Source organism: Paraburkholderia hospita (assembly GCF_002902965.1).
Lineage (GTDB): Bacteria > Pseudomonadota > Gammaproteobacteria > Burkholderiales > Burkholderiaceae > Paraburkholderia > Paraburkholderia hospita.
In genome coordinates, this window is the sequence record NZ_CP026105.1 from 3,297,040 (window position 1) to 3,322,687 (window position 25,648).

At 63.5% G+C, this 25,648-nt stretch carries 25 protein-coding genes and 1 pseudogene; 14 read left to right on the forward strand and 12 right to left on the reverse strand.

The features are described 5' to 3' along the window. Positions 1-153 precede the first annotated feature (153 nt). The gene (locus C2L64_RS14915; protein ID WP_090836964.1) at positions 154-966 is read left to right on the forward strand and encodes a mechanosensitive ion channel family protein; all 813 of its coding nucleotides are present in this window, start codon (positions 154-156) and stop codon (positions 964-966) included. A gap of 84 nt (positions 967-1,050) precedes the next feature. Here C2L64_RS14915 and C2L64_RS14920 read toward each other — a convergent pair whose 3' ends face one another. Further along, a complete protein-coding gene (locus tag C2L64_RS14920) occupies positions 1,051-1,740 on the reverse strand; it encodes a DedA family protein (RefSeq protein ID WP_042310627.1) in 690 nt (229 codons plus the stop codon). Positions 1,741-2,035: 295 nt separating this feature from the next. On the opposite strand from C2L64_RS14920, the gene mutL reads away from it, so the two are divergent. Both mutL and miaA read left to right on the forward strand, forming a co-directional pair. Next, positions 2,036-4,051 carry a DNA mismatch repair endonuclease MutL gene (gene mutL, locus C2L64_RS14925; protein WP_090837025.1) on the forward strand — a complete coding sequence of 672 codons (2,016 nt, stop codon included), beginning with the start codon at positions 2,036-2,038 and terminating at the stop codon, positions 4,049-4,051. A gap of 58 nt (positions 4,052-4,109) precedes the next feature. Further along, entirely contained in the window at positions 4,110-5,060 is a 951-nt protein-coding gene (gene miaA / locus C2L64_RS14930) for a tRNA (adenosine(37)-N6)-dimethylallyltransferase MiaA (protein WP_090836966.1), read from the forward strand. 287 nt (positions 5,061-5,347) lie between these two features. Here miaA and purM read toward each other — a convergent pair whose 3' ends face one another. After that, positions 5,348-6,415, reverse strand: coding sequence for a phosphoribosylformylglycinamidine cyclo-ligase (purM, locus tag C2L64_RS14935; protein WP_090836969.1), 1,068 nt, complete (start codon positions 6,413-6,415; stop codon positions 5,348-5,350). A gap of 97 nt (positions 6,416-6,512) precedes the next feature. On the opposite strand from purM, the gene C2L64_RS14940 reads away from it, so the two are divergent. From C2L64_RS14940 to C2L64_RS55860, 8 genes are all read left to right on the forward strand, one after another. Further along, complete coding sequence (locus C2L64_RS14940) at positions 6,513-7,589, forward strand: AI-2E family transporter (protein WP_007578651.1); 1,077 nt, start codon at positions 6,513-6,515, stop codon at positions 7,587-7,589. A gap of 43 nt (positions 7,590-7,632) precedes the next feature. After that, on the forward strand, positions 7,633-8,415 hold the full coding sequence (hda, locus tag C2L64_RS14945; protein ID WP_007732091.1) for a DnaA regulatory inactivator Hda: 783 nt from the start codon (positions 7,633-7,635) through the stop codon (positions 8,413-8,415). Continuing rightward, the gene (locus C2L64_RS14950; RefSeq protein WP_079486887.1) at positions 8,408-9,094 is read left to right on the forward strand and encodes a histidinol-phosphatase; all 687 of its coding nucleotides are present in this window, start codon (positions 8,408-8,410) and stop codon (positions 9,092-9,094) included. Before hda ends, C2L64_RS14950 begins: the two co-directional genes overlap by 8 nt. After that, the gene (pcnB, locus tag C2L64_RS14955; RefSeq protein ID WP_090836972.1) at positions 9,091-10,713 is read left to right on the forward strand and encodes a polynucleotide adenylyltransferase PcnB; all 1,623 of its coding nucleotides are present in this window, start codon (positions 9,091-9,093) and stop codon (positions 10,711-10,713) included. Before C2L64_RS14950 ends, pcnB begins: the two co-directional genes overlap by 4 nt. A gap of 48 nt (positions 10,714-10,761) precedes the next feature. Next, on the forward strand, positions 10,762-11,325 hold the full coding sequence (gene folK, locus C2L64_RS14960) for a 2-amino-4-hydroxy-6-hydroxymethyldihydropteridine diphosphokinase (protein ID WP_007732095.1): 564 nt from the start codon (positions 10,762-10,764) through the stop codon (positions 11,323-11,325). Positions 11,326-11,336: 11 nt separating this feature from the next. Beyond that, positions 11,337-12,017, forward strand: a complete 681-nt coding sequence (locus C2L64_RS14965; RefSeq protein ID WP_167449597.1) for a deoxynucleoside kinase — start codon at positions 11,337-11,339, stop codon at positions 12,015-12,017. A 42-nt stretch (positions 12,018-12,059) separates the two neighbouring features. Beyond that, positions 12,060-12,875 (forward strand): 3-methyl-2-oxobutanoate hydroxymethyltransferase, encoded by an 816-nt coding sequence (gene panB / locus C2L64_RS14970; protein WP_090836976.1) that lies wholly within the window; start codon positions 12,060-12,062, stop codon positions 12,873-12,875. A 157-nt stretch (positions 12,876-13,032) separates the two neighbouring features. Next, positions 13,033-13,164, forward strand: a complete 132-nt coding sequence (locus C2L64_RS55860; protein WP_007732100.1) for a hypothetical protein — start codon at positions 13,033-13,035, stop codon at positions 13,162-13,164. A 130-nt stretch (positions 13,165-13,294) separates the two neighbouring features. On the opposite strand, the gene C2L64_RS14975 is transcribed toward C2L64_RS55860, so the two are convergent. From C2L64_RS14975 to grpE, 7 genes and pseudogenes are all read right to left on the reverse strand, one after another. Beyond that, positions 13,295-14,602 carry an RNA-guided endonuclease InsQ/TnpB family protein gene (locus C2L64_RS14975; RefSeq protein ID WP_244144565.1) on the reverse strand — a complete coding sequence of 436 codons (1,308 nt, stop codon included), beginning with the start codon at positions 14,600-14,602 and terminating at the stop codon, positions 13,295-13,297. After that, a pseudogene (locus C2L64_RS56280) lies at positions 14,603-14,680 on the reverse strand (hypothetical protein); the annotation flags it as partial. It lies immediately after the preceding gene. Positions 14,681-14,792: 112 nt separating this feature from the next. Beyond that, positions 14,793-16,673, reverse strand: coding sequence for a chorismate-binding protein (locus C2L64_RS14980; RefSeq protein ID WP_090836980.1), 1,881 nt, complete (start codon positions 16,671-16,673; stop codon positions 14,793-14,795). A 24-nt stretch (positions 16,674-16,697) separates the two neighbouring features. Next, complete coding sequence (gene dnaJ, locus C2L64_RS14985) at positions 16,698-17,831, reverse strand: molecular chaperone DnaJ (protein WP_090836982.1); 1,134 nt, start codon at positions 17,829-17,831, stop codon at positions 16,698-16,700. Between the two features lie 254 nt (positions 17,832-18,085). Beyond that, positions 18,086-20,038, reverse strand: a complete 1,953-nt coding sequence (gene dnaK, locus C2L64_RS14990) for a molecular chaperone DnaK (protein WP_090836984.1) — start codon at positions 20,036-20,038, stop codon at positions 18,086-18,088. 161 nt (positions 20,039-20,199) lie between these two features. Further along, positions 20,200-20,631, reverse strand: a complete 432-nt coding sequence (locus C2L64_RS14995; RefSeq protein ID WP_090836986.1) for a thioredoxin family protein — start codon at positions 20,629-20,631, stop codon at positions 20,200-20,202. Positions 20,632-20,648: 17 nt separating this feature from the next. Further along, positions 20,649-21,251 (reverse strand): nucleotide exchange factor GrpE, encoded by a 603-nt coding sequence (grpE, locus tag C2L64_RS15000; protein ID WP_090836987.1) that lies wholly within the window; start codon positions 21,249-21,251, stop codon positions 20,649-20,651. A gap of 347 nt (positions 21,252-21,598) precedes the next feature. Here grpE and C2L64_RS54130 point away from each other — a divergent pair, with 347 nt between their 5' ends. Beyond that, positions 21,599-21,760 carry a hypothetical protein gene (locus C2L64_RS54130; protein ID WP_167449580.1) on the forward strand — a complete coding sequence of 54 codons (162 nt, stop codon included), beginning with the start codon at positions 21,599-21,601 and terminating at the stop codon, positions 21,758-21,760. On the opposite strand, the gene C2L64_RS15005 is transcribed toward C2L64_RS54130, so the two are convergent. From C2L64_RS15005 to hrcA, 3 genes are all read right to left on the reverse strand, one after another. Next, positions 21,732-22,139 (reverse strand): RNA-binding S4 domain-containing protein, encoded by a 408-nt coding sequence (locus C2L64_RS15005; RefSeq protein ID WP_090836989.1) that lies wholly within the window; start codon positions 22,137-22,139, stop codon positions 21,732-21,734. The genes C2L64_RS54130 and C2L64_RS15005 overlap by 29 nt on opposite strands. 75 nt (positions 22,140-22,214) lie before the next feature. Next, the gene (gene hemH / locus C2L64_RS15010) at positions 22,215-23,285 is read right to left on the reverse strand and encodes a ferrochelatase (RefSeq protein ID WP_090836992.1); all 1,071 of its coding nucleotides are present in this window, start codon (positions 23,283-23,285) and stop codon (positions 22,215-22,217) included. Between the two features lie 150 nt (positions 23,286-23,435). Continuing rightward, positions 23,436-24,455, reverse strand: coding sequence for a heat-inducible transcriptional repressor HrcA (gene hrcA / locus C2L64_RS15015; RefSeq protein ID WP_007578598.1), 1,020 nt, complete (start codon positions 24,453-24,455; stop codon positions 23,436-23,438). On the opposite strand from hrcA, the gene C2L64_RS53245 reads away from it, so the two are divergent. Together C2L64_RS53245 and C2L64_RS15020 are read left to right on the forward strand one after the other, a co-directional pair. Further along, positions 24,454-24,729 (forward strand): hypothetical protein, encoded by a 276-nt coding sequence (locus C2L64_RS53245; protein WP_143055773.1) that lies wholly within the window; start codon positions 24,454-24,456, stop codon positions 24,727-24,729. The genes hrcA and C2L64_RS53245 overlap by 2 nt on opposite strands. 7 nt (positions 24,730-24,736) lie before the next feature. Further along, the gene (locus tag C2L64_RS15020) at positions 24,737-25,639 is read left to right on the forward strand and encodes an NAD kinase (RefSeq protein ID WP_090836995.1); all 903 of its coding nucleotides are present in this window, start codon (positions 24,737-24,739) and stop codon (positions 25,637-25,639) included. Positions 25,640-25,648 lie beyond the last annotated feature (9 nt).

Here is a 25,648-nt window from a genome sequence, read left to right on the forward strand (position 1 = left end):
GCAACCTGCCCGCTCAAGCCGTTCGCCGTACGGATAACAACGTCGTGTAGCACAAGCGATGGACGCGGCGTCCGCTCTGCTGGTCCGCCTCGCGTTCACTACGCCGTCGCATGCACGCAGTCAGTCATACGAACCGACTCAAGCGAGGGAATCGTGGATATCGAAGCCGTACGCGTCTTTCTGATGACCCGGGGCATCGACTTCGGGACCAAGGTACTCGGTGCAATCGCTCTGTGGATCATCGGGCGATGGGTGATCGGGCTCGTCATCGGCCTGCTGCGCAAGGTGCTCGCGCGCAACAGCAAGGTCGATCCGACGCTCGCGCACTACCTTGGCTCGATCCTCGGCGCGCTTCTGAATCTGATCCTGATACTCGCGATCCTGCAGGTGTTCGGCGTGCAAACCACGTCGTTCGCCGCGCTGCTCGCGGGCCTCGGTCTCGCGATCGGCACCGCGTGGGGCGGCCTGCTCGCGCATTTCGCGGCGGGTATCTTCATGCAGGTGCTGCGACCGTTCAAGGTCGGCGATTTCGTGACGGCGGGCGGCGTGACGGGCACGGTGCAGGAACTCGGCCTGTTCGGCACGACGATCATCACGCCCGACAACGTGCTGACCATCGTCGGCAACAACACGATCTTCTCCGGCATCATTTCCAATTTCAGCGCGCAGCCGGTGCGGCGTGTCGAGCTGACGGCGAAGGTCGCGAACGGCGTCGATCCCCTCGATGCGGCGAACCGGTTGCGGGCCGCCGTCACGAAGATTCCGAATGTGTCGGAGAGCCCGCCGCCCGATATCGAAGTGCTGTCGTTCACGCCGGAAGGTCCGCTGCTGTGCGTGCGACCTTACACGCACAACGACAACTACTGGCAGGTGTATTTCGACACCAACCGCGCGATCATCGATACGTTCCGCGAAGCGGGCTATCCGACGCCGGAAACGCCTGTCGTGCGGCGTGTGGCGCCGTAGCGTTTCTGTTGTGATTGATCGGGTGGCCCGATTGAATCTTGAGCGCCGCAGGCATCGCGTGCGGATGCCTGCTGTTCGCCCTCATCAATGCCCAGTGTTGTTGCCGGCCGAGCGCTCCGGCTGACGCTTGCTGCGCATGACCTTCCACAACGCGCCGAGCACGACGGGCACCACGGCGGCGCCGATACCGACCAGCACGATCACATTCAGATACTGGCGGATGAACGGAATATTGCCGAAGAAGAAACCGAGCAGCGTCAAAAGCAGCACCCAGAACAGCGCGCCCGCGACGTTGAAGAACTGGAACCGCTTGACGCTCATCTGCGACGCGCCCGCGACGAACGGCGCAAAGGTCCGCACGACGGGAATGAAACGCGCGAGCACGATGGTCTTGCCGCCGTGGCGCTCGTAGAAATTGTGCGTCTTGCGCAGCGCCTCGCGATCGAGGAACCGTTCGAGCACGGGTATGTGCGAGTCGAACACCTTCGGCCCGATTGCGCGGCCAATCATGTAGTTCACCGTGTTGCCGAGCACGGCCGCCACCAGCAGCAGCACGATCAGCAGCTCGATGTTCATTTCGCCTGTCGCGCAGAATGCGCCGCCGATGAACAGCAGCGAGTCGCCCGGCAGGAACGGCAGCACGACGAGGCCCGTCTCGCAGAACACAATGAGGAACAGTACCGCGTAGACCCACGCGCCGTACTGATGGATGAAGACTCCCAGAAACTTGTCGATGTGCAGGACAAGATTGACGAATTGCAGCAGCGTGTCCAAAGGGCGTCCTTTTAAAAGCAGATGGCTGGCATGACGTGGACGGCGGCCCGTCTCGGCGGCCCGTCCCGTATTGCGCGCCTCACGCAGGTCACCGCAGTGACGAAGCGTTCCGAGGCAACAAATTGACCGCGCCATGATACCGAAAGTGCCATGACGACCTTAAAAAATGTCGTCCGTTATCTGCACGTTCAGACGATCTGCGACGAATCGCTATAATTTCGCCATGTCCGCGATCCCCGAATCTTCCGAAACGCGTGCCGACGCGCCTGCCGACGCCCATGACGCGCCGAGTCCGGTGTCCGACCACGACACGAGCTTAGCCGAAAGCGCCCTCACGCCGCGTCCGTTGCGCGCGATTCAGCCGCTGCCCGACCAGCTGATCAGCCAGATCGCCGCAGGCGAAGTGGTCGAGCGGCCGGCGTCGGTGGTGAAGGAACTACTCGAGAACGCGCTCGACGCGGGCGCGAAAACGCTGCGCATCCTGCTCGACGAAGGCGGCGTCAAGCGCATCTCGATCACCGACGACGGCTGCGGCATTCCCGAAGGCGAGCTCGCGCTCGCGCTGATGCGTCACGCGACCAGCAAGATCCGCTCGCTCGCCGAACTCGAAGCCGTGGCGACACTCGGGTTTCGCGGCGAAGCGCTGGCGTCGATCGCGTCGGTATCGGACATGCACATCACGAGCCGCACGGAGAACGATTCGCACGCGACGCGCATCGACGCGCAGACGGGCGCGTTGTCGCCCGCGGCGGGCACGCGCGGCACGACGATCGAAGTGCGCGAGCTGTACTTCAACACGCCCGCGCGCCGCAAATTCCTCAAGAGCGAACAGACCGAACTCGGCCACTGCCTGGAGATGATCCGGCGCGCGGCGCTCGCGCGGCCCGATGTCGCGATTTCGGTGCTGCATAACGGCCGCGCCGTCGAACACTGGAACGCCAGCGATCCCGCCACGCGCGTCGCGAAAATTCTCGGCGAGACGTTCGCGACCGCGCATCTGCCGCTCGACGAATCGGCGGGACCGCTGGCTGTGTACGGCTGCGCCGGTCTGCCGACCGCGAGCCGCGGACGCGCCGACCAGCAGTATTTCTTCGTCAACGGCCGCTTCGTGCGCGACAAGCTGCTCACGCACGCCGTGCGCGCCGCGTACGAAGATGTGCTGCACGGCGACCGTTACCCGTCGTATGTGCTGTTCCTCGATCTGTCGCCCGAGGCCGTCGACGTGAACGTGCATCCGTCGAAGATCGAAGTGCGCTTTCGCGATTCGCGTTCGATTCACCAGTTCGTGTTCCATGCAGTGCAGCGATCGCTCGCGCGGCACGCCGGCGCATCGCCGGAAACGACGTCGGGTGGGCACGCTGCGCGCATCGAGCCGATGCCAGTCGCAACTCCTGCCACGCCCGCTTCATTCGGCTCGACGCCGCTCGGCGGCGGCTTCAGGGTCAGCGACGGCGGCAGTTTGCAGCCGGGCAATACCTGGCTGCGCCAGGCGCGCATGACGCAAGGCACGCTGCCCGTCGCGCAGCCGCTCGCGCTTTACGACGCGTTGTTCGGCCACAAGGACACGGGCGCTGGTACGCCGCAAGGCACGACTTCTTTCGAACTGCGCGACGCGGCGGATTCCGTCGGGAATGACGGTGCGTCTGCGCCTGTCGCGGGATTTGCAGGTTTCACGGGTTTGGCGCCTCAGTCGGCTATCGCGCCGCAGAGTTTCGACGCGAACGACGAACAGCCGCTCGGCTTCGCGCTCGGCCAGATTCACGGCATCTACGTGCTTGCGCAGAACGCGCGCGGACTGGTGATCGTCGATATGCACGCGGCGCACGAGCGGATTCTGTACGAGCAGTTCAAGAACGCGCTCGTGGACCGCGCGATCGCCGTGCAGCCGCTGTTGATCCCCGTTTCGATGCCGGCTGACGGGGTCGAGATCGGCGTCGTCGAAGAGGAGCGCGAGACGCTCGATGCGCTCGGCTTCGATCTGGCCGTGCTGTCGCCGACGAGCATCGCGATTCGCGCCGTCCCCGCGCTGCTGAAGGATGCCGATTTGCAGGCGCTGGCGCGCGCGGTGCTGTCCGATCTGCACGCGTACGGCGGCTCGCGCGTGCTGACCGAGCGCCAGCACGAGCTACTCGGCACGCTTGCCTGCCATCACGCGGTGCGCGCGAACCGACGCCTCACGCTCGACGAAATGAATGCGCTGCTGCGCCAGATGGAAGCGACGGAGCGCGCGGACCAGTGCAATCATGGTCGGCCGACCTGGTATCAATTGACGCTCGCCGATCTCGATCGGCTGTTCATGCGCGGACAGTGAGCGGGTCCGTTTTGCACTTTCGCTTACGTTTGTCACCACGCCTGCCATCACGCCTTTCATGACGCAGCACGCACCCCAACCGATCGCCTGCCTGCTCGGCCCGACCGCTTCCGGCAAGACAGCGGCCGCATTGGCGTTCGCGGCGCGCGCGCCTGTCGAGATCGTCAGCGTCGATTCGGCGCTGGTGTATCGCGAGATGGATATCGGCACTGCGAAGCCGTCGGCGGAGGAACGCGCCGTCGCGCCTCACCATCTGATCGACATCGTCGATCCCGTCGATGCTTACTCGGCCGCCGATTTCCGCGCCGACGCGCTGCGGCTGGTCGGCGAGATCGTTGCGCGCGGCAATGTGCCGTTGCTGGTTGGCGGCACGATGCTGTACTACAAGGCGTTGACGCAGGGCCTGAACGACCTGCCTACCGCCGATCCCGACGTGCGTGCGACGCTCGATGCCGACGCCGTGCGCGAAGGCTGGCCGGCGCTGCATGCGCGCCTCGCGGCTGTCGATTCCGTCACGGCCGCACGCCTCGCACCGAACGATTCGCAGCGTATCCAGCGCGCACTCGAAGTGTTCATGCTGACGGGGCAACCGATGTCGGCGTTGCTCGCCGCGCCCGCGCGTGATGATGATGCAGCGCGGCTTTATCGATTCGTTCCGATCGCGCTGGAGCCGTCCGATCGTAGTGTGTTGCATGCGCGCATCGCGGCGCGGTTTGATGCGATGCTTGCGGCTGGCTTTATTGATGAGGTGAAGCGGCTGCGCGCGCGGGGGGATTTGCATCCGGGGTTGCCTTCCATGCGGTGTGTTGGGTACCGGCAGGCCTGGGAGTATCTCGACGGCGAGACCGATTACGACACCATGCGGGATAAAGGCGTCTTTGCGACGCGGCAGTTGTGTAAGAGGCAGCTTACGTGGCTGCGGGCTATGTCGGAGCGGGTTGTGATTGATTGTTGTGCTGCTGATGCCACTTTGCGCGCCTTACAGGCTATTGAACGAGTCGTTGGCTGATTTTTTTGTCTGCGACGCGGGGGTGGGTTGTCTTTGCGCGGGCATTTCCGTTTTGCCTTCGCTCCGGGCGGTTTGGTTTTTTGCCTTTTCGCTGGCATCCGCGATTTGCCTTCGTGCTTCAAGCGTCGCCCCTGTGCGGGGCGACGCTTGAACCGCAAACACCGTAGCGCGGATGCCAGCGAAAAGGCGCGAAACACCGAGCGGCAACGCCACTAGTAAAGTGCAAAAAGCAAAAAAGCCGCCCAACTCCCGCAGGACGGCTTCATAACCTCTGCCTGGAAGGCAACTCAAACCACTACAGTCTGCGCCTCGCCTTCCTTGCTTTCACGCACGACACCGATCTTCCAGACCTGCTCGCCAGCGGCGGACAACAAGCCAGTAGCCTTATCCGCGTCAGTGGCAGAAACAATAACCGCCATCCCGATCCCGCAATTGAACACCCGATGCATCTCCGCATCAGCCACACCACCATGCTTCTGCAGCCATACGAACAGCGGCGGCAGCGGCCACGCACGGTGATCCAGCTCGGCCGTCAGGCCTTCCCTGAGCACGCGCGGAATATTCTCAACCAGACCGCCGCCCGTGATATGCGCCATACCCTTCACTTCAAGCTGCTGCATCAGCGCCAGCAAAGGCTTCACATAAATATGCGTAGGCGCCATCAACGCATCAGCAAGCGAACGCCCATCGAAATCAGCATTCAAATCCGGCTGAGCGCGCTCAATGACCTTCCGCACCAGCGAAAACCCATTCGAATGAATACCGCTCGAAGCAAGACCCAGCACCACATCGCCCGGCACGATCTTGCTGCCGTCGATAATCTTGCTCTTTTCGACCGCGCCGACCGCAAAACCCGCCAGGTCATACTCGCCGTCCGGATACATGCCCGGCATTTCCGCCGTTTCGCCGCCGATCAGCGCGCAGCCAGCCAGCTCGCAGCCCTGTGCGATGCCCTTCACGACCGTCGCGGCCGTGCCGACGTCCAGCTTGCCGCACGCGAAGTAGTCGAGGAAAAACAGCGGCTCGGCACCCTGCACCAGAATGTCGTTCACGCTCATCGCGACGAGATCCTGGCCGACTGTGTCATGCTTGTTCAGCTGAAACGCCAGCTTCAGCTTCGTGCCGACGCCGTCCGTGCCCGATACGAGCACCGGTTCCTTGTACTTCTTCGGCACTTCGAACAGCGCGCCGAACCCACCGATGCCGCCCAGCACGCCGTCGCGCAGCGTCTTCTTGGCAAAGGGCTTGATCGCGTCGACGAGGGCGTCGCCCGCGTCAATGTCCACGCCTGCGTCGCGATACGACAAACCTTGGGCCGAATCAGGGGAATTCGGGGCGGATTTCGGTTGATTCATGGGGGGAGAGCTCGAAGGTCGGTAAAATGCGATTTTACCCGATGCCGGCCGCACGGCTGGAATTTGAGACGCCGACACGACACCAGGGAAACCCGTTTTGCAGCAAAACAGTCCGATCCTCACGCCGTATCAGCGCCGCGCCTTTATCTGGCTTGCCATTGCGCTGGCCGTCGGCATTCTGCTCTGGCTGTTGAGCCCCGTGCTCACGCCGTTCCTGCTCGGCGCGATCCTCGCCTATATCCTGCAGCCGGGCGTCGCGTGGATGACCCGCCGACGCGTCCCGCGCGGCGTCGCCGCACTGCTGATGATCCTGTTCTTTGCCTTGATCGTCACGCTGCTGGGGCTGCTCGTGCTGGGCGTCATCCAGAAGGAAGTGCCGCAGCTCAAGCAGCAGGTGCCCTCGTTCTTCTCGCATCTGCACGGCTGGCTGCAGCCGAAGCTGGCGTTGCTGGGCATCATCGATCCGCTCGATTTCGCGAGCGTCCGCGACGTGGTGATGGGTCAGCTCGAAGGCAGCGCGCAGACGGTCGTGCTGTACGCGTGGACCTCGATTCGCACCAGTTCGAACGTGATGATCACCGTGGTCGGCAACGTCGTGATGGTGCCGCTCGTGCTGTTCTATCTGCTGTACGACTGGAACGCGATGCTCGCGCGCCTGCGCGGCTTCATCCCGCGCCGCTTTTTCGCGAAGACGATTCATCTCGCGCGCGACATGGATCACATGCTGTCGCAATATCTGCGCGGCCAGCTGCTCGTGATGGGCGTGCTCGCCGTGTTCTATGCGGTCGCGCTGTATATCGCCGGGTTCGAGATCGCGCTGCCCGTGGGCATCTTCACGGGGCTCGCCGTCTTCATTCCGTATATCGGCTTCGCGACGGGCCTCGCGCTCGCGCTCCTCGCCGCGCTGCTGCAATTCGGCGACTGGTACGGGTTCGGCGCCGTCGCGCTGATCTACGGCATCGGTCAGATACTCGAAAGTTTCTTCCTGACGCCGCGGCTGGTCGGCGAACGGATCGGGCTGCATCCGCTCGCGGTGATCTTCGCGCTGCTCGCGTTCGGCCAGTTGTTCGGCTTTTTCGGCGTGCTGATCGCGCTGCCCGTCAGCGCGATACTGTCTGTCGCGTTCCGCGAGTTGCGGCAGAGTTATCTGTCCAGCTCGCTTTACAAGAACTGATCGCTTATCGGTTCGCATATCGGTCATTAACGGCTTATCTATTGTGTCGCGCCAATTGACGCTCGATCTCGGCACCCCGCCGCCATCGACATTCGACAACTTCTTCGCCGGCGCCAACGCCGAGCTGGTCACGCGCCTGCGCGAACTGGACGCGGCGCTCGCGGCCGGCCCGGTCGCGGACCGCACGTTCTACGTGTGGGGCGAGACGGGCAGCGGCCGCACGCACCTACTGGAAGCGCTCGTGCACGAAGCGCCGCCGGGCCACGCGCGCTACGCCGGCCCGCAGAGCAGCCTCGCGGCTTTCGCCTTCGACCCCGCCATCGCGCTGTACGCGATCGACGATTGCGACCGCCTGTCCGGCGCGCAGCAGATCGCGATGTTCAACCTGTTCAACGAAGTGCGCGCCCATCCGACCAGCGCGCTCGTCGCCGCGGGCAACGCCGCGCCGATGGGCCTCGACGTGCGCGAAGACCTGCGCACGCGCCTCGGCTGGGGTCTCGTGTTCCATGTCGCGCCGCTCGCCGACGATGGCAAGGCGGCCGTTCTGAAGCGCGCGGCGCGCGAGCGCGGCATCAATCTCGCCGACGACGTGCCCGCCTACCTGCTCACCCATTTCCGCCGCGACATGCCAAGCCTGATGGCATTGCTCGACGCGCTCGACCGCTTTTCGCTCGAGCAAAAGCGCGCCGTCACGCTGCCGCTTTTGCGCACGATGCTCGCGTCACCCGACGGCGCCAGCACTGCGAGCGGCACGGTCGACGCCCCGCGTCGCGCGGCTGTCCAGGCCTCATCATCCGCTTCAAGTAAAATAGTCCCCCATGGCTAACCTCGCTCTCTTCGACCTCGATCACACGCTCATCCCCACCGACAGCGACCACGAATGGGGCCGCTTCATGGTGAAACTCGGCATTGTCGAAGCCGAAAGTTTCGCGCGTGAAAACGATCGCTTCTTTGCCGACTACAAGGCCGGCAAGCTCGACATTCAAGCCTATCTGGTCGCGATGCTGACGCCGCTGGCGAAATACCCGCGCTCGCAGCTGAAAACGTGGCACGACCAGTACATGCATGAGGTCATCAAACCCGCCATCGTGCCCGCCGCGATGGAACTGGTGCGCAAGCATCGCGACGCGGGTGATCTGTGCTGCATGGTCACCGCGACCAACGAATTCATCACCGCGCCGATCGCCGAAGTCTTCGGCGTCGAGAAGCTGATCGCGTGCGAGGTGGAGACGATCGACGGTCACCCCACATCGGACTACACCGGCTACCCGAAAGGCACGCCGAGCTACCGTGAAGGCAAGATCGTGCGCACGGAAGAATGGCTCACATCGCTGGGCAAAACATGGTCGGACTTCGAACGCAGTTATTTCTACAGCGATTCGCATAACGACATCCCGCTGCTCGAAAAGGTCACCGACCCGATCGCGACCAACCCGGACGACACGCTACGCGCGCATGCTCAGAAGCATGGCTGGCGCATCCTCGAACTCTTTCAACCCTCGTGATCAAGAAACTCATTCGCAAGCTGTTCGGACAGGACGCAGAGCCCGCTGACGAAGCCGCGCCGCCCACAGAAGCAGACGACTACGCTGTGCCGGAAGATCGTGCACACACCAGCCGCACGCCCCGTACATCATCGAAAGGCAGCGCTGCAGCGTCGAAGGGCGGTACGCGCCGCAAGCCGGCCCCAGCAGCCGTGCCCGAGCCGGACGCGCCCGTCATCATCTCGTCGGACATTCACGGCATCGACCCGTCGCTGATTTCGCGCAATGCGATCCGCGTGACGGAAGGCCTGCAACAGGCGGGATTTCGCGCGTTCATCGTGGGCGGCGCCGTGCGCGATCTGCTGCTCGGCATCGCGCCGAAGGACTTCGATGTCGCCACGGACGCTACGCCCGAACAGGTGCAGAAGCTGTTCCGCCGCGCGCGCATCATCGGGCGGCGCTTCCAGATCGTGCACGTGCAGTTCGGCCAGGAAATCATCGAAACATCGACATTCCGGGCACTGGTCGACGCCCCGCCCACCGACGCCGACGCCCCTCCGCCGCGCCGCCTGAAGCGCGACGAGCTGGACCGTCGCACGCATGCCGTCGATGCAAGCGGCCGCGTGCTGCGCGACAACGTCTGGGGCGAGCAGCACGAAGACGCCACGCGCCGCGACTTCACCGTCAACGCGATGTACTACGATCCCGCGACGCAAACCGTGCTCGACTATCACAACGGCATGGCCGATGTGCGCGCGCGCTTGCTGCGCATGATCGGCGATCCGGCCACGCGCTATCGCGAAGACCCGGTACGCATGCTGCGCGTCGTGCGCTTCGCCGCGAAACTCGATTTCGATATCGACGAAGCGACGCGCGCGCCCATCACCGAACTCGCCGACCTGATCAACAACGTGCCCGCCGCGCGTCTGTTCGACGAGATGCTCAAGCTGCTGCTGTCGGGCCATGCGCTCGCGTGCCTGCAGCGTCTGCGCAAGGAAGGCTTGCATCACGGTCTCTTGCCGCTGCTCGACGTCGTGCTCGAACAGCCGCACGGCGAGAAGTTCATCACGCTCGCGTTGAACAACACCGACGCGCGCGTGCGTGCGGGCAAGCCGGTATCGCCGGGCTTTCTGTTCGCCACCCTGCTGTGGCACGACATGCAGCAACGCTGGCAGCAGTACGAGGCGAACGGCGAATTCCCGGTCCCTGCGCTGCATCGCGCGATGGACGACGTGCTCGACATGCAGACCGAAAAGCTCGCCATCCACAAACGCTTCTCGTCGGATATGCGCGAGATCTGGGGCCTGCAGCATCGCCTCGAAAAGCGCTCGGGCCGCAGCGCGCTGAAGCTGCTCGAACACCAAAGATTTAGAGCGGGGTATGATTTCCTCCTGTTGCGCTGCGAATCAGGCGAACTGGATGAGTCGGTCGGTTCGTGGTGGACGGAGTTCATCGAAGGAGACATCGCCGCACGCGAGGCACTGCTTACGCAAGGCGGGAAGGACCGGGCGCCCAGAAAACGACGGCGGCGTAGCAACAGCCGAAACCGCAGCAAACAGGGCGACGGAATGGAGGGCGGCACGGCTTCAGGAAACCGCGCAGAAGACGATGCGAGCCACGACGGCCCGCATGAGGACTGACGCATTTCCGGCGCGCGCCGTCGAACGCAAGTTGCAGGAAGTTATGCCATGACGGTTGCCTATCTCGGCCTCGGCGCGAACCTCGGGGATGCGCGCCAGACCCTGAAAGACGCGGTGGTGTGTCTCGCACAACAGCACACCGTCACCGTGCTCGCGAAATCGAGCCTTTATAGAACGGCCCCGATCGACGCGGGCGGCGACGATTATCTGAATCTCGTCGTCAAGCTCGAGACCGCGCTGCCCGTGCGCCATCTGCTCGCGCTGTGTCACAAGATCGAGCTTCACTTCGGACGCGAGCGCCCCTTTCGCAACGCGCCGCGCACGCTCGATCTCGACATTCTGCTGTTTGGCGAACACGCCATCGACGAACCCGATCTGATCGTGCCGCATCCACGCATGACGGAGCGTGCGTTCGTGCTCGTGCCGCTCGTCGAAATCGAACCCGCGCTGATCATCCCGCAACGTGGCCGCGCCGATGCGTTTCTTGCAGGCGTCGCCGATCAGCGCATCGAAAAGATGAAATCTCCGTGCCAATGCGTCGCGCCCAACGCGGCCGATGCGCTCCGCACGGACGACGCCAGGAGCGATACGCCCAAGGGCGGCTGCCCATGAACTCCCTGCCGATGTCCGCCCCGCCGCTCACCGTCACGGCGCCCCACCTGCGTCCGCCGCACGGCTATCTGACGATCGAAGGGCCGATCGGCGTCGGCAAGACGTCGCTTGCGCGCCGGCTCGCGCAACGCTGGTCGATGCACGAGTTGTTCGAGCGTCCGCAGGACAATCCGTTTCTCGAGCGCTTCTATCGCGACACGTCGCGCTATGCACTGCCCGCGCAGCTGAGCTTCGCGCTGCAGCGCGCACAGCAGGTGCAGGACATCAGCGCGCTGCGCACGGCAGGCACGCCGCTCATCACCGATTTCATGACGCAGAAGAACGACATCTTCGCGCGTCTGACGCTACAGGACGACGAGTACCCGCTGTATCGCGCGCTCGCGGCGAAGCTGGATGTGCCCGGTCCGTCGCCGGATCTGATCATCTATCTGCAGGCGAGTCCCGAAGTGCTGTTCTCGCGCATTCAAAAGCGCGCGGTGCCGATGGAACTGCAGATTTCGGATGCGTACCTGCGCTCGCTATGCGACGCGTACAACGACTTCTTCTATCACTACGACGGCGCGCCCGTTCTCACGGTCAGCGCCGAACACCTGAATCCGCTCGAATCCGACGCGGGCCTTGCTTTGCTCGTCGAGCGCATCGAAACGATGCGCGGGCGCAAGGAATTCTTTGTCAAAGGCGGCACGCTATAGCGTCTGGCTGCAGCGTGTAGCCGCGTTCCCAATGGATCACCCATGACCTATTTGCAGGAGACGAGCCGCAGCGCCGTCACCGTCCCGAAACTCCAGGCGATGCGCGAAGCCGGCGACAAGATCGTGATGCTCACGTGCTACGACGCGAGCTTCGCGGCGCTGCTCGATCGCGCGGGCGTCGATTCGCTGCTGATCGGCGATTCGCTCGGCAACGTGCTGCAAGGCCAGAGCACGACGCTGCCCGTCACGATCGACGAAATCGCGTATCACACGGCCTGCGTCGCGCGTGCGAAGCCGTCGGCGCTGATCGTCGCCGACATGCCGTTCGGCACCTACGGCACGCCCGCCGACGCGTTCACGAACGCCGTCAAGCTGATGCAGGCAGGCGCGCAGATGGTGAAGCTCGAAGGCGGCGAATGGCTCGCGGACACGGTGCGCTTTCTGGTCGAGCGCGCGGTGCCCGTGTGCGGTCACGTCGGGCTCACGCCGCAATCGGTGCACGCGTTCGGCGGCTTCAAGGTGCAAGGCAAGACGGAAGCGGGCGCGGCCCAGTTGCTGCGCGATTCGCGCGCAATGCAGGACGCGGGCGCGCAACTGCTGGTGATGGAAGCGATGCCGACGCTGCTCGCGTCCGAAGTCACGAAGCAGTTGCGCATCCCGACGATCGGCATCGGCGCGGGCGTCGAGTGTTCGGGTCAGGTGCTGGTGCTGCACGACATGCTGGGCATTTTCCCCGGCAAGCGTCCGCGCTTCGTGAAAGATTTCATGCAGGGGCAGCCGAGCATTCTCGCTGCCGTCGAGGCCTACGTGCGGGCTGTCAAGGACGGTACGTTCCCGGGGCCTGAGCACACGTTCTGATTGATTCCGGCGGCGCTTCGATGCGCCGCTTTTTCATGGGGATCTGTGCGGAGCCGTACGAACATCTTTCCGACCGGTCCGATTCAACCTGCAATCCGTGTCGTCTATCTTCGTTCTCCTTCCAACGCGCTCAGCGCGCGCCAACGGAGATTCGAACATGAGCCCCTTCTGCCTGATCGACGTCATTCGCATCCGTGACCATGGCAATCATCCCCACGAATACGACGCCACCTGGCATGCGCGCCTCGCCGCGTGGATCGATAATCTGTTTCACCGGCATCACGCCTGACGCGCGTTCCTCCTACGTTGCCGGCTAAACCAGTGAACTCTCACCGGGCTAAAGCCCGGTGCTTCTGCGCCTCGCGACGCATGATTCCTGCTTCGTGGCGGACTGCCTGACCGACGCCGCAAGGCGTGGATCAGGTCTTACATTCGCTCCACAGGCAACTTCCCGGCGTCCCACCGGTCGTACTGCGGTTCTTGCGTCGAAACGCAACGCGCTTTTTCGGTTTCCCGACAGAGAAGGCTCCGTCGCGCAATGCCTCGATTCCCCGGGTCCTGATGTTGATCCCCGCGTTATGGTCAGCATGCAGCGTGAAACCGCAGCGTACACAGACAAACCGACCGGCATCCCGGTTGTCTGCGTGGATGTGCCCGCACCGGGAACATCCTCTCGATGTATTCCGGGCCGGCACCTTGCCGACCAGCTTGTTCCGCTTCGCGGCCTTATAGCGCAGAAACGCGTCGATTCTGCCCCAGCACGAGGCGAGGATCTTCCGGTTCAGGCCAGCCTTCGCGTTGGCTCCGTTTCTCAGCCACTTTCCCGTGCGCCCGTCTTTCACGGCCTTCGGGCGCCGGCTCATGTTCCGGACCTTGAGATCCTCGAGCACAAAGAAGCGCGCTTCGCTGTTGACGAGCCGGTACGTGAGCCGGTGGGCGAAGTCGTTGCGCACGCGTGTGGCGTAGTCCTGCCGTCGGGCAAGCCGTCTGGCCAGCTTGCGGCGGTTCGCTGAGCCTTTCTGCGTTCGCGCCAGGCGCCGCTGATACCGCTTCGCACCGATCTCCTTGCGCCGCATGCGTTCGACGGTCACAGGATCGAAGTGGAACTGCTCGCCGGCGCTCGTGGCGACACAGTTGTCGGCCACATTGCGGTCAAGGCCGAGCGTGAACCCCGCGAGCGTCTCGTCGTCGAGCGCATTCAGCTCGTACGCCAGTTCGTGCGGCTCGCGCGGGATGACATTGCTCGCCTGCCCGTAGCAGAAACTCACAAACCATTGGCCCGCAACCTCGCGGAGGACGATGCTCTTTGGCAGTCCAAACGGGCGATGCGCCTTGAAAGGTAACCTGCCGATGGGCTCGGCCTTCGTGCCCAGTTCGATGGCCGGTCCCGCAGCGGTCTGAACAAAGCGGAACAGTTCCGCCGTCACGTGGACGCTGTTGAAGTCCCTGCGGGTCCGGCGCCGAGGTGCCTTGCCGAGCTTTTTCAGCTGACGTTGCTTGGCGTTCATCCAGCGTACCGCGCCGTTGCGAAGGATCTGACTGGGCACGTCGTACAGCCACGGTGTGAGTTCCCGGTCCTTGAACTGGGAATAAGCCTGGTCGAGCGGGGTTTTGACTTCCACGTTACCCGAGGCCATCTCAAGCCGGCGTTGTGCCGCGAACAGCCGGTCTTCGTTCACCTTGCCGTTGTAGATGAAACGCTGACAGCCGATCCATCGCGCGAGCAAGGATCCCAATCCCGCACTGGGATAGGCCCTGAATCGAACGCCGGACTGGAGTATGGAAGGCATGTGGTTACTGTACATCCATACATATACGTGTCAAGCCAGATCGATCAACATCGGCCCGAGAAGCGAACCTCCGGTTCGCCGCCTATCCTTCCTCCCCGTGAACGGGGAGGATTGCCGGCTTCCTTGTTCAAGCAATAATCCGCGCCGGCATCGCTCCACGCAGCGCATTGCAGAGTAGCAGCGCTTGCGCATTCAACACATCTTCCCGAGTCAGCACCCGTTCGCCGGCCTGCATGTCGGGATCGTCCAGCAGCACACTACGCATCACGCCCGGCAACACGCCCGACGACAACGGCGGGGTCCACCATCGTCCATCCAGCATTACGAAAACGTTTGACCGACCGCCCTCGGTCAGCTCGCCGCGTTCGTTGAAGAACAACGTGTCGAACGCATCGTGCGATTCGGCTTCGCGCCAGCCACGATCGTATTCCGCGCGACGCGTCGTCTTGTGCAGCAGCAGCGGATCGGCCGCCTGCATCGTCGCGAAACCGTGATCGGGGCCGAGCAGCACGCCCGCCACTTCTTCCGTCAGCGCCACGAGCGGCGCAAACGTGATTTCCGCCGCGCCGGCCTTGTCCAGCGTCAGCCGCATCCGGTGCGGCGTGGCGTTGCGCAGCGCCGCGCATTGCGCGACGAGTTGCGCGCGCACGCTGTCTTCGTCGAACGCGAAGCCCAGCCACCGCGCGCTATGGCCAAGCCGCGCGAGATGCCGGTCGAGATGCCGCACGCCGCCTTCACGCGTCGCATACATCGTTTCGAACAGCTGGAAGCCCGGGTCGGCTTCCGTCAGGAAACGTGCTTTCAATTTGCACTCCGCGTATTCGTCCTGCGCCACGCTATCGAGCACGATGCCCGCGCCGATGCCCATTTCGCCGTGCCGCGCGCCGTCCGGTGTGACGGCGCCGAGCGTCAGCGTGCGGATCGCCACCGACAGACAGAAATCGCCGCACTGCTTGCCGACTGTCTCGCCGAGATCCGGCTGGGCGTCGAGCCAACCGATTGCGCCCGTGTACAGCCCGCGCGGCGTGGATTCGAGCTGTTCGATCAACTGCATGGTCTTGTGCTTGGGCGCGCCCGTGATCGAGCCGCACGGGAAGAGCGCGCGCAGCACCTCGGCAAACGACGTGCGCGGCTGCAACGTCGCCGTCACGGTCGACGTCATCTGCCACAACGACTGATACGGTTCGACCGAAAACAGCGCAGGCGTTTTCACCGTGCCGGTTTCCGCGATCCGCGACAGATCGTTGCGCAGCAGATCGACGATCATCACGTTTTCCGCGCGGTTCTTCGGGTCACTGGCGAGGAATTCGGCGGCCGCGCGATCCTGCTGCGCATCCGAAGAACGCGCCGCGGTGCCCTTCATCGGCCGCGTGCGCAGCGATGGGCCCTTCTTCTCGACGAACAGCTCTGGCGAGCACGACACGACCCAGCGGTCGTCCGGCAACGCGATCAGCGCGCCGTAGTGAACCGACTGCCGCGCGCGCAGCCGCCGGAACAGCGCGGCGGGCGTGCCGAACACGTCGAAGTACAGCCGGTAGGTATAGTTGATCTGATAGGAGTCGCCGGCGCGCAGCGCGTCGTGAATCGCGCCGATGGCCTGCGTGAACTGCGTTTCATCGACGCTCGCATGAACGCCGCCGATGCCCGCCACAGACGGCTCAACGGCCGCGCTGTCGTAGAGCGCGAGCCATGTGTCGACCTCGTCGCGCGACATCTTCCGGCACGTGTCGAACAATAAAAAACGCAGCGTGCCATTGGCACGCTGCGTCTTCTGCTGCAAAGCCTGTCCAAATTCGTAGTCGGCCAGCACGACGGCGAACAGCCCGCTGTCGATATCGGCCGAAGCCGCCTCGCAGACGGCGTCCAGCTGCGCGCGGTCAGTGCAAACGTGCTCGCGACGAAACCCCGTGTACAGCCGGCTCGAACGGCGACTCGCAGTCGAGTCGCAGTCGTCGAGCAACGCGAACACGGAGCTTCCTTCGTGAGCCGCTGTTTCCTGAGCCGCCATGCATACCGCCAACGTCAGAACTCGTTAGTCGAAAAAGCTCTTGACGCGGTCGAACCAGCTCTTGCTCTGCGGGCTGTGACGCGCGCCGCCTTCCACGAGTGACTTCTCGAACTGCTGCAACAGGTCGCGCTGCGCATCCGTGAGCTTGACGGGCGTTTCCACCTGAACATGCACGTACAGATCGCCCGCGATGCTCGAACGCAAACCCTTGATGCCCTTGCCGCGCAGCCGGAACGTCTTGGCCGACTGCGTGCCTTCCGGCACCGTGAAGCTCGCGCGGCCGGCAAGCGTCGGCACTTCGATCTCGCCGCCCAACGCCGCCTTCGTGAACGGAATCGGCATCTGGCAATGCAGATCGTCGCCGTCGCGCTCGAACACGGCGTGCGCCTTGATGTGAATCTCGACGTACAGGTCGCCCGACGGACCACCGTTGATGCCCGGCTCGCCGTTGCCAGCCGAACGGATGCGCATGCCGTCGTCGATACCCGCCGGAATCTTCACTTCCAGCGTCTTGGTTTCCTTGGTCTTGCCCGCGCCGTGGCAGTGCGTGCAAGGCTCGGGAATGTAGGTGCCCGTGCCGTGGCACTTCGGACATGTCTGCTGGATGCTGAAGAAACCTTGCGACATCCGCACCGCGCCCGAGCCGTTACAGGTCGGGCAGGTTTCCGGCTTCGTGCCCGGCTTCGCGCCCGAGCCGTGACAGATTTCGCACGACACCCAGCTCGGCACGCGGATCTGCGTGTCGTAGCCGTGTGCGGCCTGCTCCAGCGTGATTTCCATGCTGTAGCGCAGATCGGCGCCGCGGTAAACCTGCGGACCGCCGCGGCCGCCGCGCCCACCGGCCGCTGCCTGGCCAAAGATGTCGCCGAAGATATCGCCGAATGCGTCGGCAAAACCGCCGAAACCCTGGGCGCCCGCACCCGCCATGTTCGGATCGACGCCAGCGTGGCCGTACTGGTCGTACGCTGCACGCTTTTGCGAATCCGACAGCATTTCATAGGCTTCCTTCACCTCTTTGAAATGCTCTTCCGCATCCTTGTTGCCCGGATTGCGGTCAGGGTGGTGCTTCATCGCGAGCTTGCGATAAGCCTTCTTGATTTCGTCGTCGCTCGCGTTCTTTGCAACGCCCAGAATCTCGTAGTAATCCCGTTTCGCCATATCGGTTCAACGCCATCCGCGCGATGCGGCGCGGCGGCTCCTCTTGAATGCTGGAGTCTCGCGACTCGTAAGGCTCTGGCCTCGACCGCAATTGCGGGTCAAAAGCCGCGCCCTCCATAAAACAAATGTGCCCGGAGAACCGAAAGGCTCGCCAGGCGCGTGATCGGTTCAGACGCCGTGGAGGCGCTCAACCCTTTGCAGCCGGGCTGCGCACGGATGACATGCGCAGCCTTGCGGTCAGATAGCAACCCGGCTTAGTCCTTCTTTACTTCCTTGAACTCGGCGTCGACGACGTCGTCGGCCTGCTGGTTTTGGCCCGCCGCTGCTGCTTCCGCACCGGCTGCTCCCGCACCTGCCGCGCCCGCTGCACCTTGCGCCTGCATGTCGGCGTACATCTTTTCGCCGAGCTTCTGCGAGGCCGTTGCAACCGTCTCGATCTTCGCTTCGATCGCAGCCTTGTCGCTCGAACCGCTCTTCAGCGCTTCTTCGAGGTCCTTCAGCGCGGCTTCGATCTTTTCCTTCTCGCCCGCGTCCAGCTTGTCGCCGTACTCGGTGAGCGCCTTCTTCGTGCTGTGGACCAGCGCATCGCCCTGGTTGCGGGCGTCGGCCAGTTCACGCAGCTTGTGATCTTCTTCCGCGTTCGCTTCCGCGTCCTTCACCATCTTTTCGATTTCGGCTTCGGACAGACCCGAGTTCGCCTTGATCGTGATCCGGTTTTCCTTGCCCGTCGCCTTGTCCTTCGCGCCGACGTGCAGAATGCCGTTCGCGTCGATGTCGAAGCTCACTTCGATCTGCGGCACGCCGCGCGGTGCGGGCGGAATGCCTTCCAGATTGAACTCGCCCAGCAGCTTGTTGCCCGCTGCCATTTCGCGCTCGCCCTGGAACACCTTGATCGTCACGGCGCCCTGATTGTCGTCCGCCGTCGAGTACACCTGAGCGTGCTTCGTCGGGATCGTGGTGTTCTTGTTGATCATCTTCGTCATCACGCCGCCGAGCGTTTCAATGCCCAGCGACAGCGGCGTCACGTCCAGCAGCAGCACGTCCTTGCGATCGCCCGACAGCACCTGGCCTTGAATAGCCGCGCCGACAGCAACGGCTTCGTCCGGGTTCACGTCACGGCGCGGTTCCTTGCCGAAGAATTCCTTGACCTTCTCCTGCACCTTCGGCATACGCGTCTGGCCGCCGACGAGAATCACGTCGTCGATGTCGCTCACCTTCACGCCTGCGTCCTTGATCGCGACGCGGCACGGCTCGATGGTGCGCTCGATCAGGTCTTCGACCAGCGCTTCCAGCTTGGCGCGCGTGATCTTCAGGTTCAAGTGCTTCGGACCCGATGCGTCTGCCGTGATGTACGGCAGATTGATTTCCGTCTGCTGACCCGACGACAGTTCGATCTTCGCCTTTTCAGCCGCTTCCTTCAGGCGTTGCAGCGCGAGCACGTCCTTCGACAGATCGACGCCTTGCTCTTTCTTGAACTCGCCGATGATGTAGTCGATGATGCGCTGGTCGAAGTCTTCACCGCCGAGGAACGTGTCACCGTTCGTCGACAGCACTTCGAACTGCATTTCGCCGTCCACGTCCGCGATTTCGATGATCGAAATGTCGAACGTGCCGCCGCCCAGGTCGAACACCGCGATCTTGCGGTCGCCCTTTTCGGCTTTGTCGAGGCCGAAGGCGAGCGCAGCAGCCGTCGGTTCGTTGATAATCCGCTTCACTTCCAGACCGGCAATGCGGCCTGCATCTTTCGTAGCTTGACGCTGGCTGTCGTTGAAGTACGCGGGAACCGTGATCACAGCTTCCGTGACTTCCTCGCCGAGGTAGTCTTCAGCCGTCTTCTTCATCTTGCGCAGCACTTCCGCCGAGATCTGCGACGGCGCGAGCTTTTGCCCATGCGCTTCGACCCAGGCATCGCCGTTGTCGTGCTTGACGATCTTGTAGGGCATCAGGCCGATGTCCTTTTGCACTTCCTTTTCTTCGAAGCGGCGGCCGATAAGGCGCTTGACCGCGTACAGCGTGTTACGCGGATTGGTGACCGACTGACGCTTGGCGGGCGCGCCGACGAGGACTTCGTTGTCGTCCATGTAAGCGATGATCGACGGCGTGGTGCGCGCACCTTCCGAGTTCTCGATCACCTTGACCTGATTGCCTTCCATCAGCGCCACGCACGAATTCGTGGTGCCGAGGTCGATGCCGATGATTTTGCCCATTTTTACTAATCTCCTGACTTTGATCGCTGCGGGCATCGCTGGCTGGCCGACCCGGCCACCGGGCGTCCCGCCCTGAAATTCATCCTGCACTCAACATAAGTGCAGTCGCATCGTTTTCAAGACCCTTAATGCGATGCGGTCATTAAATTTTTTCAATCGGCCTAGCCGCCGATTGCGCCTTCGCCACTCGCTCCGACGCCGGCCGCCCCTACCGCAGCCGCGCGGATTTTCTCACGCGCCGCGGCGACGGCCGCTTCGAATTGCGCCAGCCCATGCCAGCCCGTCGCCCGCCCGAGACGCTTGCCCCGGTGAAAGAAGAACCACGACGGCACGCCATGCAGCAGGAAGCGCTTGCCCAGCTCGCGATGCTCGTACACATTGCTGTGAAACCAGCGCAGCCCGAGCGCGCGGATCGCGTCCGGCTGCGCGAGCATCGCCTTCTTCGCGATTTCGCTGAAGCAGTCCAGCCCCCAGAAGAACACCACGGCCAGATCGTCGCCCACCGACTGAATGCCGGCGTCAAAGGTATCGGCCGTGAGTGCCTGCATCTCGAAGACCGCGAACGCGGTGCTGTCGACGGGAATGCCGGCCATGGCGGTGCGAGCGCCGCTTACTTCGGCGCCGCGACCGTGACCAGCGCCGGACGCAGCACCCGGTCGGCGATCACATAGCCCTTTTGCAGCACGGCGACCACGGTGTTCGGCTCCTGGTCGGCCGGGACCATCGAAATGGCCTGATGGCGATGCGGATCGAACTTCTCGCCAACGGGATTGAGAGCAATAACCTTGCCCTTCTCCAGCGCGCCCGTCAGCTGGCGCAGCGTCAGCTCGACGCCTTCGCGGACTTTCACGAGATCGTCAGAGGAGTGCGTAACGGCAGCTTCGAGGCTGTCGACGACGGGCAGCAGATGTTCGGCAAAGCTCTCGATGGCGAACTTGTGCGCCTTCGCGACGTCTTCCTGCCCGCGGCGGCGCACGTTCTCCGTCTCCGCTTTGGCGCGCAGGAAGTTTTCCTGCATTTCGGCCAGCTTCGCCTGCGTTTCGGCCAGCGCGGCTTCGACGCCGAACGTTTCGGCTTGCTGTTCGCCGGCAGCCACCTCCGGCTGTTGCGCCTGAGCCTGCGGCTCGCCCGATGCGGCCTCTGCGGCCTGGCGCGCGGCTTCGTCGGCGGGCGTGGGATTCTGGCTCGTCGGATTCTCTTGCGTGTTTTCCATGTCGCTGAAATTCAAATAGATATGGCCAAGAAACGGCGGCAGTTTAAGGGCACTCGCCCGATGGGCGTGGCGCCGATACAACATGCCGGCCGCGCATCAACCGTGCAAGTAAGGGTGTGCACGCCGTATTTCAAGGCTCCCGCCGATGCTTTTTGCACCTTGCAGGAGACCGGAAATCTGGCGTAACAAGCATTTCGCGCGCGACATCATATTGAGATTGAGCGCACTGCGCGAGTGCCCTAAACTCAACTAAAGGGTTCGAAAAGGCACGTTAACCCTAATCTGACGTACGGCTTACTACCAGCTGAATCGCCCGTTTCCGCTTGCAATCTCCATGGGGGAGTACCGTGAAACTGACCTTCGCTATATCGGTGGTCGCATTGGTACTCATCGCAGGCACCACGACCATCTGCATGTCCGGCGTCGTCAATGAACACACCACCGAATATGGTGGCGTTCATGCGACGATGGAACAGCTGTTCAACCCTCACGCGAAATTTTGTCAATGACGCGCCGGTCGCGTTTGGTCGGCCGCCCGTGCAATTCGGCGGCTGGCTCGCGATAGGTCTTGCGCCGCTCGTTCTCCTGCTGGCGCTTCTGCCTGCCCTCTTCGGTTTCCACGTAAAGCGTCTGCGCGACGCTCGCTGGCCCGCGCACGTCGCAGACGCCGAGCACCTGGATCTGCCACACAATCCGTTCGATCTCAATCTCGACCAGATCGCCGACCCGCACGTCCTTGGCCGGCTTCACCGTCGCGCCGCCGATCCGCACCCGGCCCTTCTCGACGGCATCCGTTGCCAGCGAGCGCGTCTTGAAGAAGCGCGCCGCCCACAACCATTTGTCGATGCGCAAGCGAGCGCCCGGTTCGGTAGAAATCTTGTAGTTCATCAGTCCTTCTTCAGGCGTTTCCAGACGCCATGAGCCGATACACGAATGCAGATTGCATGCCGGACACTGAAAAATTCAGGCAACGGACGCGCTTTGCGGCGCGCTCACCTGCACCGGCCAGCCTTGCAGATGCTGCGCGACGATCTCGCCGAGCGCCGCGATCCACGCGTTCGACGCGTTCAGGCAGGGAATTGCGTGAAAAACTTTCCCGCCCGCGTGCACGAATTCGTCGCGCACTTCCATCCCGATTTCCTCGATCGTCTCCAGACAATCCGCCGTGAAGCCCGGACAGAACACGTCCGCGCGATGCACACCCGCCGCGCCCAGCTCCTTGAGCGTCGGCGCCGTATAAGGCTGTAGCCATTCGGCCCTGCCGAAGCGCGACTGGAACGTCACGCGGCATTCCACCGTTGTGAGCCCGAGCGCGTGCATCAACAGCGACGCCGTCTGCTGACATTGCTCGTGATACGGATCGCCCAGGTCGAGCGTGCGCTTGGGCACGCCGTGAAAGCTCAGCACCAGCTTGTCGCCCGCCGCGAAGTCCGGGCGGCCCTGCGCATGCCAGTAATGGTTCACCTGCGCCGCGAGCGCCGCGATATAGGCAGGATGATCCGCGTACTGGCGAACCGTGCGGATTTCCGGCTGGTTGCGCATCCGCTTGAGCGCGGCGAACGCGTCGTCGAAAGCCGTGGCCGTGGTCGACGACGAGTACTGCGGATACATCGGCATCAGCAGGATGCGTTCGGCGCCCGCCAGCTTCAGCTGGTTGAGCATGGCGGGAATGCCGGGCGTGCCGTAACGCATCGCATAGTCGACGATCACCGTGTAGTCGTTCAGGTGCAGCAGATGCCGCAGCCCTTCCACCTGCTTTTCCGTATGTACGCGCAGCGGCGAGCCTTCAGGCATCCAGACGGCCGCGTACTTCTTCGCCGAGGCGACGCCGCGAAAGGGCAGGATCAACAGACGCAGGATGATTTGCCACACGAACGACGGAATCTCGACCACGCGTGGATCGGAGAGAAACTGCGCGAGATAGCGCCGGACGGCGCGAGGCGTCGGCGCATCGGGCGTGCCGAGATTGATCAGCAACACGGCGACACGATGTGCCGCAGCATTCTGCGAAGGCCGCTCGAGGTCGAAGCGCATAGGCAAAGGGAAAGCGCCGTGCAAGCGCGCGGCTCGTAATGAATCGGGAAGTTCATTATAGCGGCGCGGTCTGCCGCCGATACCTGGCCGTTCGGCCAATTGGCACGGCGAAAAACGCCGCGCATGATGAACACCATGCCGAGCTCGACGCTACCCCTGGCTGAGCGTCATCGAAAGCAGGCGCGCGGTGATGTCGACAATGGGAATCACGCGGTTGTAGGCCATGCGCGTCGGGCCGATCACGCCGAGCGTGCCGACGATCTTGCCGTTCACTTCGTACGGCGCGGTCACCACGCTCATTTCCTCGATCGGGACGAGGTTCGACTCGCCGCCAATGAAAATCTGCACGCCTTGCGCGTGGCTCGACACATCGAGCAACTGAAGGAGACTCGTCTTTTGATCGAATATATCGAACAGCTTGCGCAGCCGCGCCATGTCCGACGAAAGGTCGGCCACTTCGAGCAGATTTCGCTCGCCGGAAATCAGCACGGTTTCGCCTGTATCGGTGATGTCCGTGCTCGCGGTGACGGCTGCGTGCATCAGCGTCGTCATGTCGCCGCGCAGTTCGTCGATTTCTTCGCGCAGACGCAGGCGCACCTCGTCGAACGACAGGCCCGCGAAGTGCGCGTTGATGTAGTTGGCTGCCTCGGTGAGCTGCGACGGCGAGAAATCGCGCTGCGTCGCCATGATGCGGTTCTGCACGTCGCCTTCCGGCGTCACGATGATCAGCAGGATGCGCTTGTCGGACAGGCGCAGAAATTCGATCTGCTTGAACACATGGCTGCGGCGCGGCGTCAGGATCACGCCCGCGAACTGCGACAGGTTGGACAGCACGCTCGCGGCAGCCGCGACCACCTTTTGCGGCTCGCCCGGCTGCAGCGTGGTCTTCACCGCGCGCATCACGGCGTCCTCGTCGGCGGCCGACTCGACGGTGAGCATGGTGTCGACGAAAAGCCGGTAGCCTCGCGGCGTGGGAATGCGTCCCGCCGACGTATGCGGACTGATGACGAGCCCCAGCTCCTCCAGATCGGACATCACGTTGCGGATCGTCGCCGGGCTCAGTTCGAGCCCGGAGTACCGCGAAAGCGTGCGCGAGCCGACAGGCTGACCTTCGGCGATATACCGCTCGATCAGCGTTTTCAGAAGGGTTTGTGCGCGAGGATCTAGCATGGCGAAAAATTTTAGCGTAACCACCGCATCGCGGCGAGCGCGCGGCGGCACGCGGCGCGGCGGCTTGACAGCCGTGCGCGCCCTGCGCGGCACCCCGCCCGCGCACAAGCCGCATCGCATGGATCCAGACAGTCGTCACATCTGTCATGAGGACTTCACCATTCTAACGACAATCGGGCGAAGGCTGGCCGGCATCGCGCGGCCGTCGCGTGTCAGCCCCGGCGGGCGTGCCGCCGCCTTCTACGGTTCTTTTCAGGTCGCACCTATGGTGTAATGCCGGCATGCAAGCTAACAGCCAGTTCAAGACCGTTGCGCTCGTCGGGCGCAGCAATACGCCGGGCATCGGGGAACCGCTGACCGCGCTCGCCGCGTGCATCGGGAAGCTCGGCTTCGACGTCATGTTCGAGGCGGAAACCGCGCAGGAAATCGGTGCGTCGCAATGGCCTGCGCTGCGCGTGGCAGAAATCGGCGCGCGCGCGGACGTCGCGATCGTGCTCGGCGGCGACGGTACGATGCTGGGCATCGGCCGGCAACTGGCGCCGTACAGGACGCCGCTGATCGGCATCAATCACGGGCGGCTGGGCTTCATCACCGACATCCCGTTCACCGACATGCGCGAGATCATTCCGCAGATGCTGTCGGGCACCTTCGAGCGCGAAGAGCGCACGCTGCTTGAGTCGCGGATCATGCGCGACGGCCAGCCCATCTACCATGCGCTCGCCTTCAACGACGTCGTCGTGAACCGTTCGGGCTTTTCGGGCATGGCGGAACTGCGCGTTTCCGTGGATGGCCGCTTCATGTACAACCAGCGCTCGGACGGGCTGATCGTCGCGACGCCGACGGGCTCGACGGCTTATGCGCTGTCGTCGCAAGGGCCGATTCTGCATCCGCAGTTGCAAGGCCTCGTGCTCGTGCCGATCGCGCCGCATGCGTTATCGAACCGCCCTATCGTGATACCGGACGACTCCAAGGTCAGCATCCAGATCATCTCGGGCCGCGACGTCAACGTGAACTTCGACATGCAGTCGTTCACCGCGCTGGAGCTGAACGACACGATCGACGTGCGCCGCTCGCGCCATACGGTGCCTTTCCTGCATCCCGTGGGCTACAGCTATTACGCGACGCTGCGCAAGAAGCTGCACTGGAACGAGTATCCGTCGCACGAAGACGATCCACGCGACTGAATTCTCGCC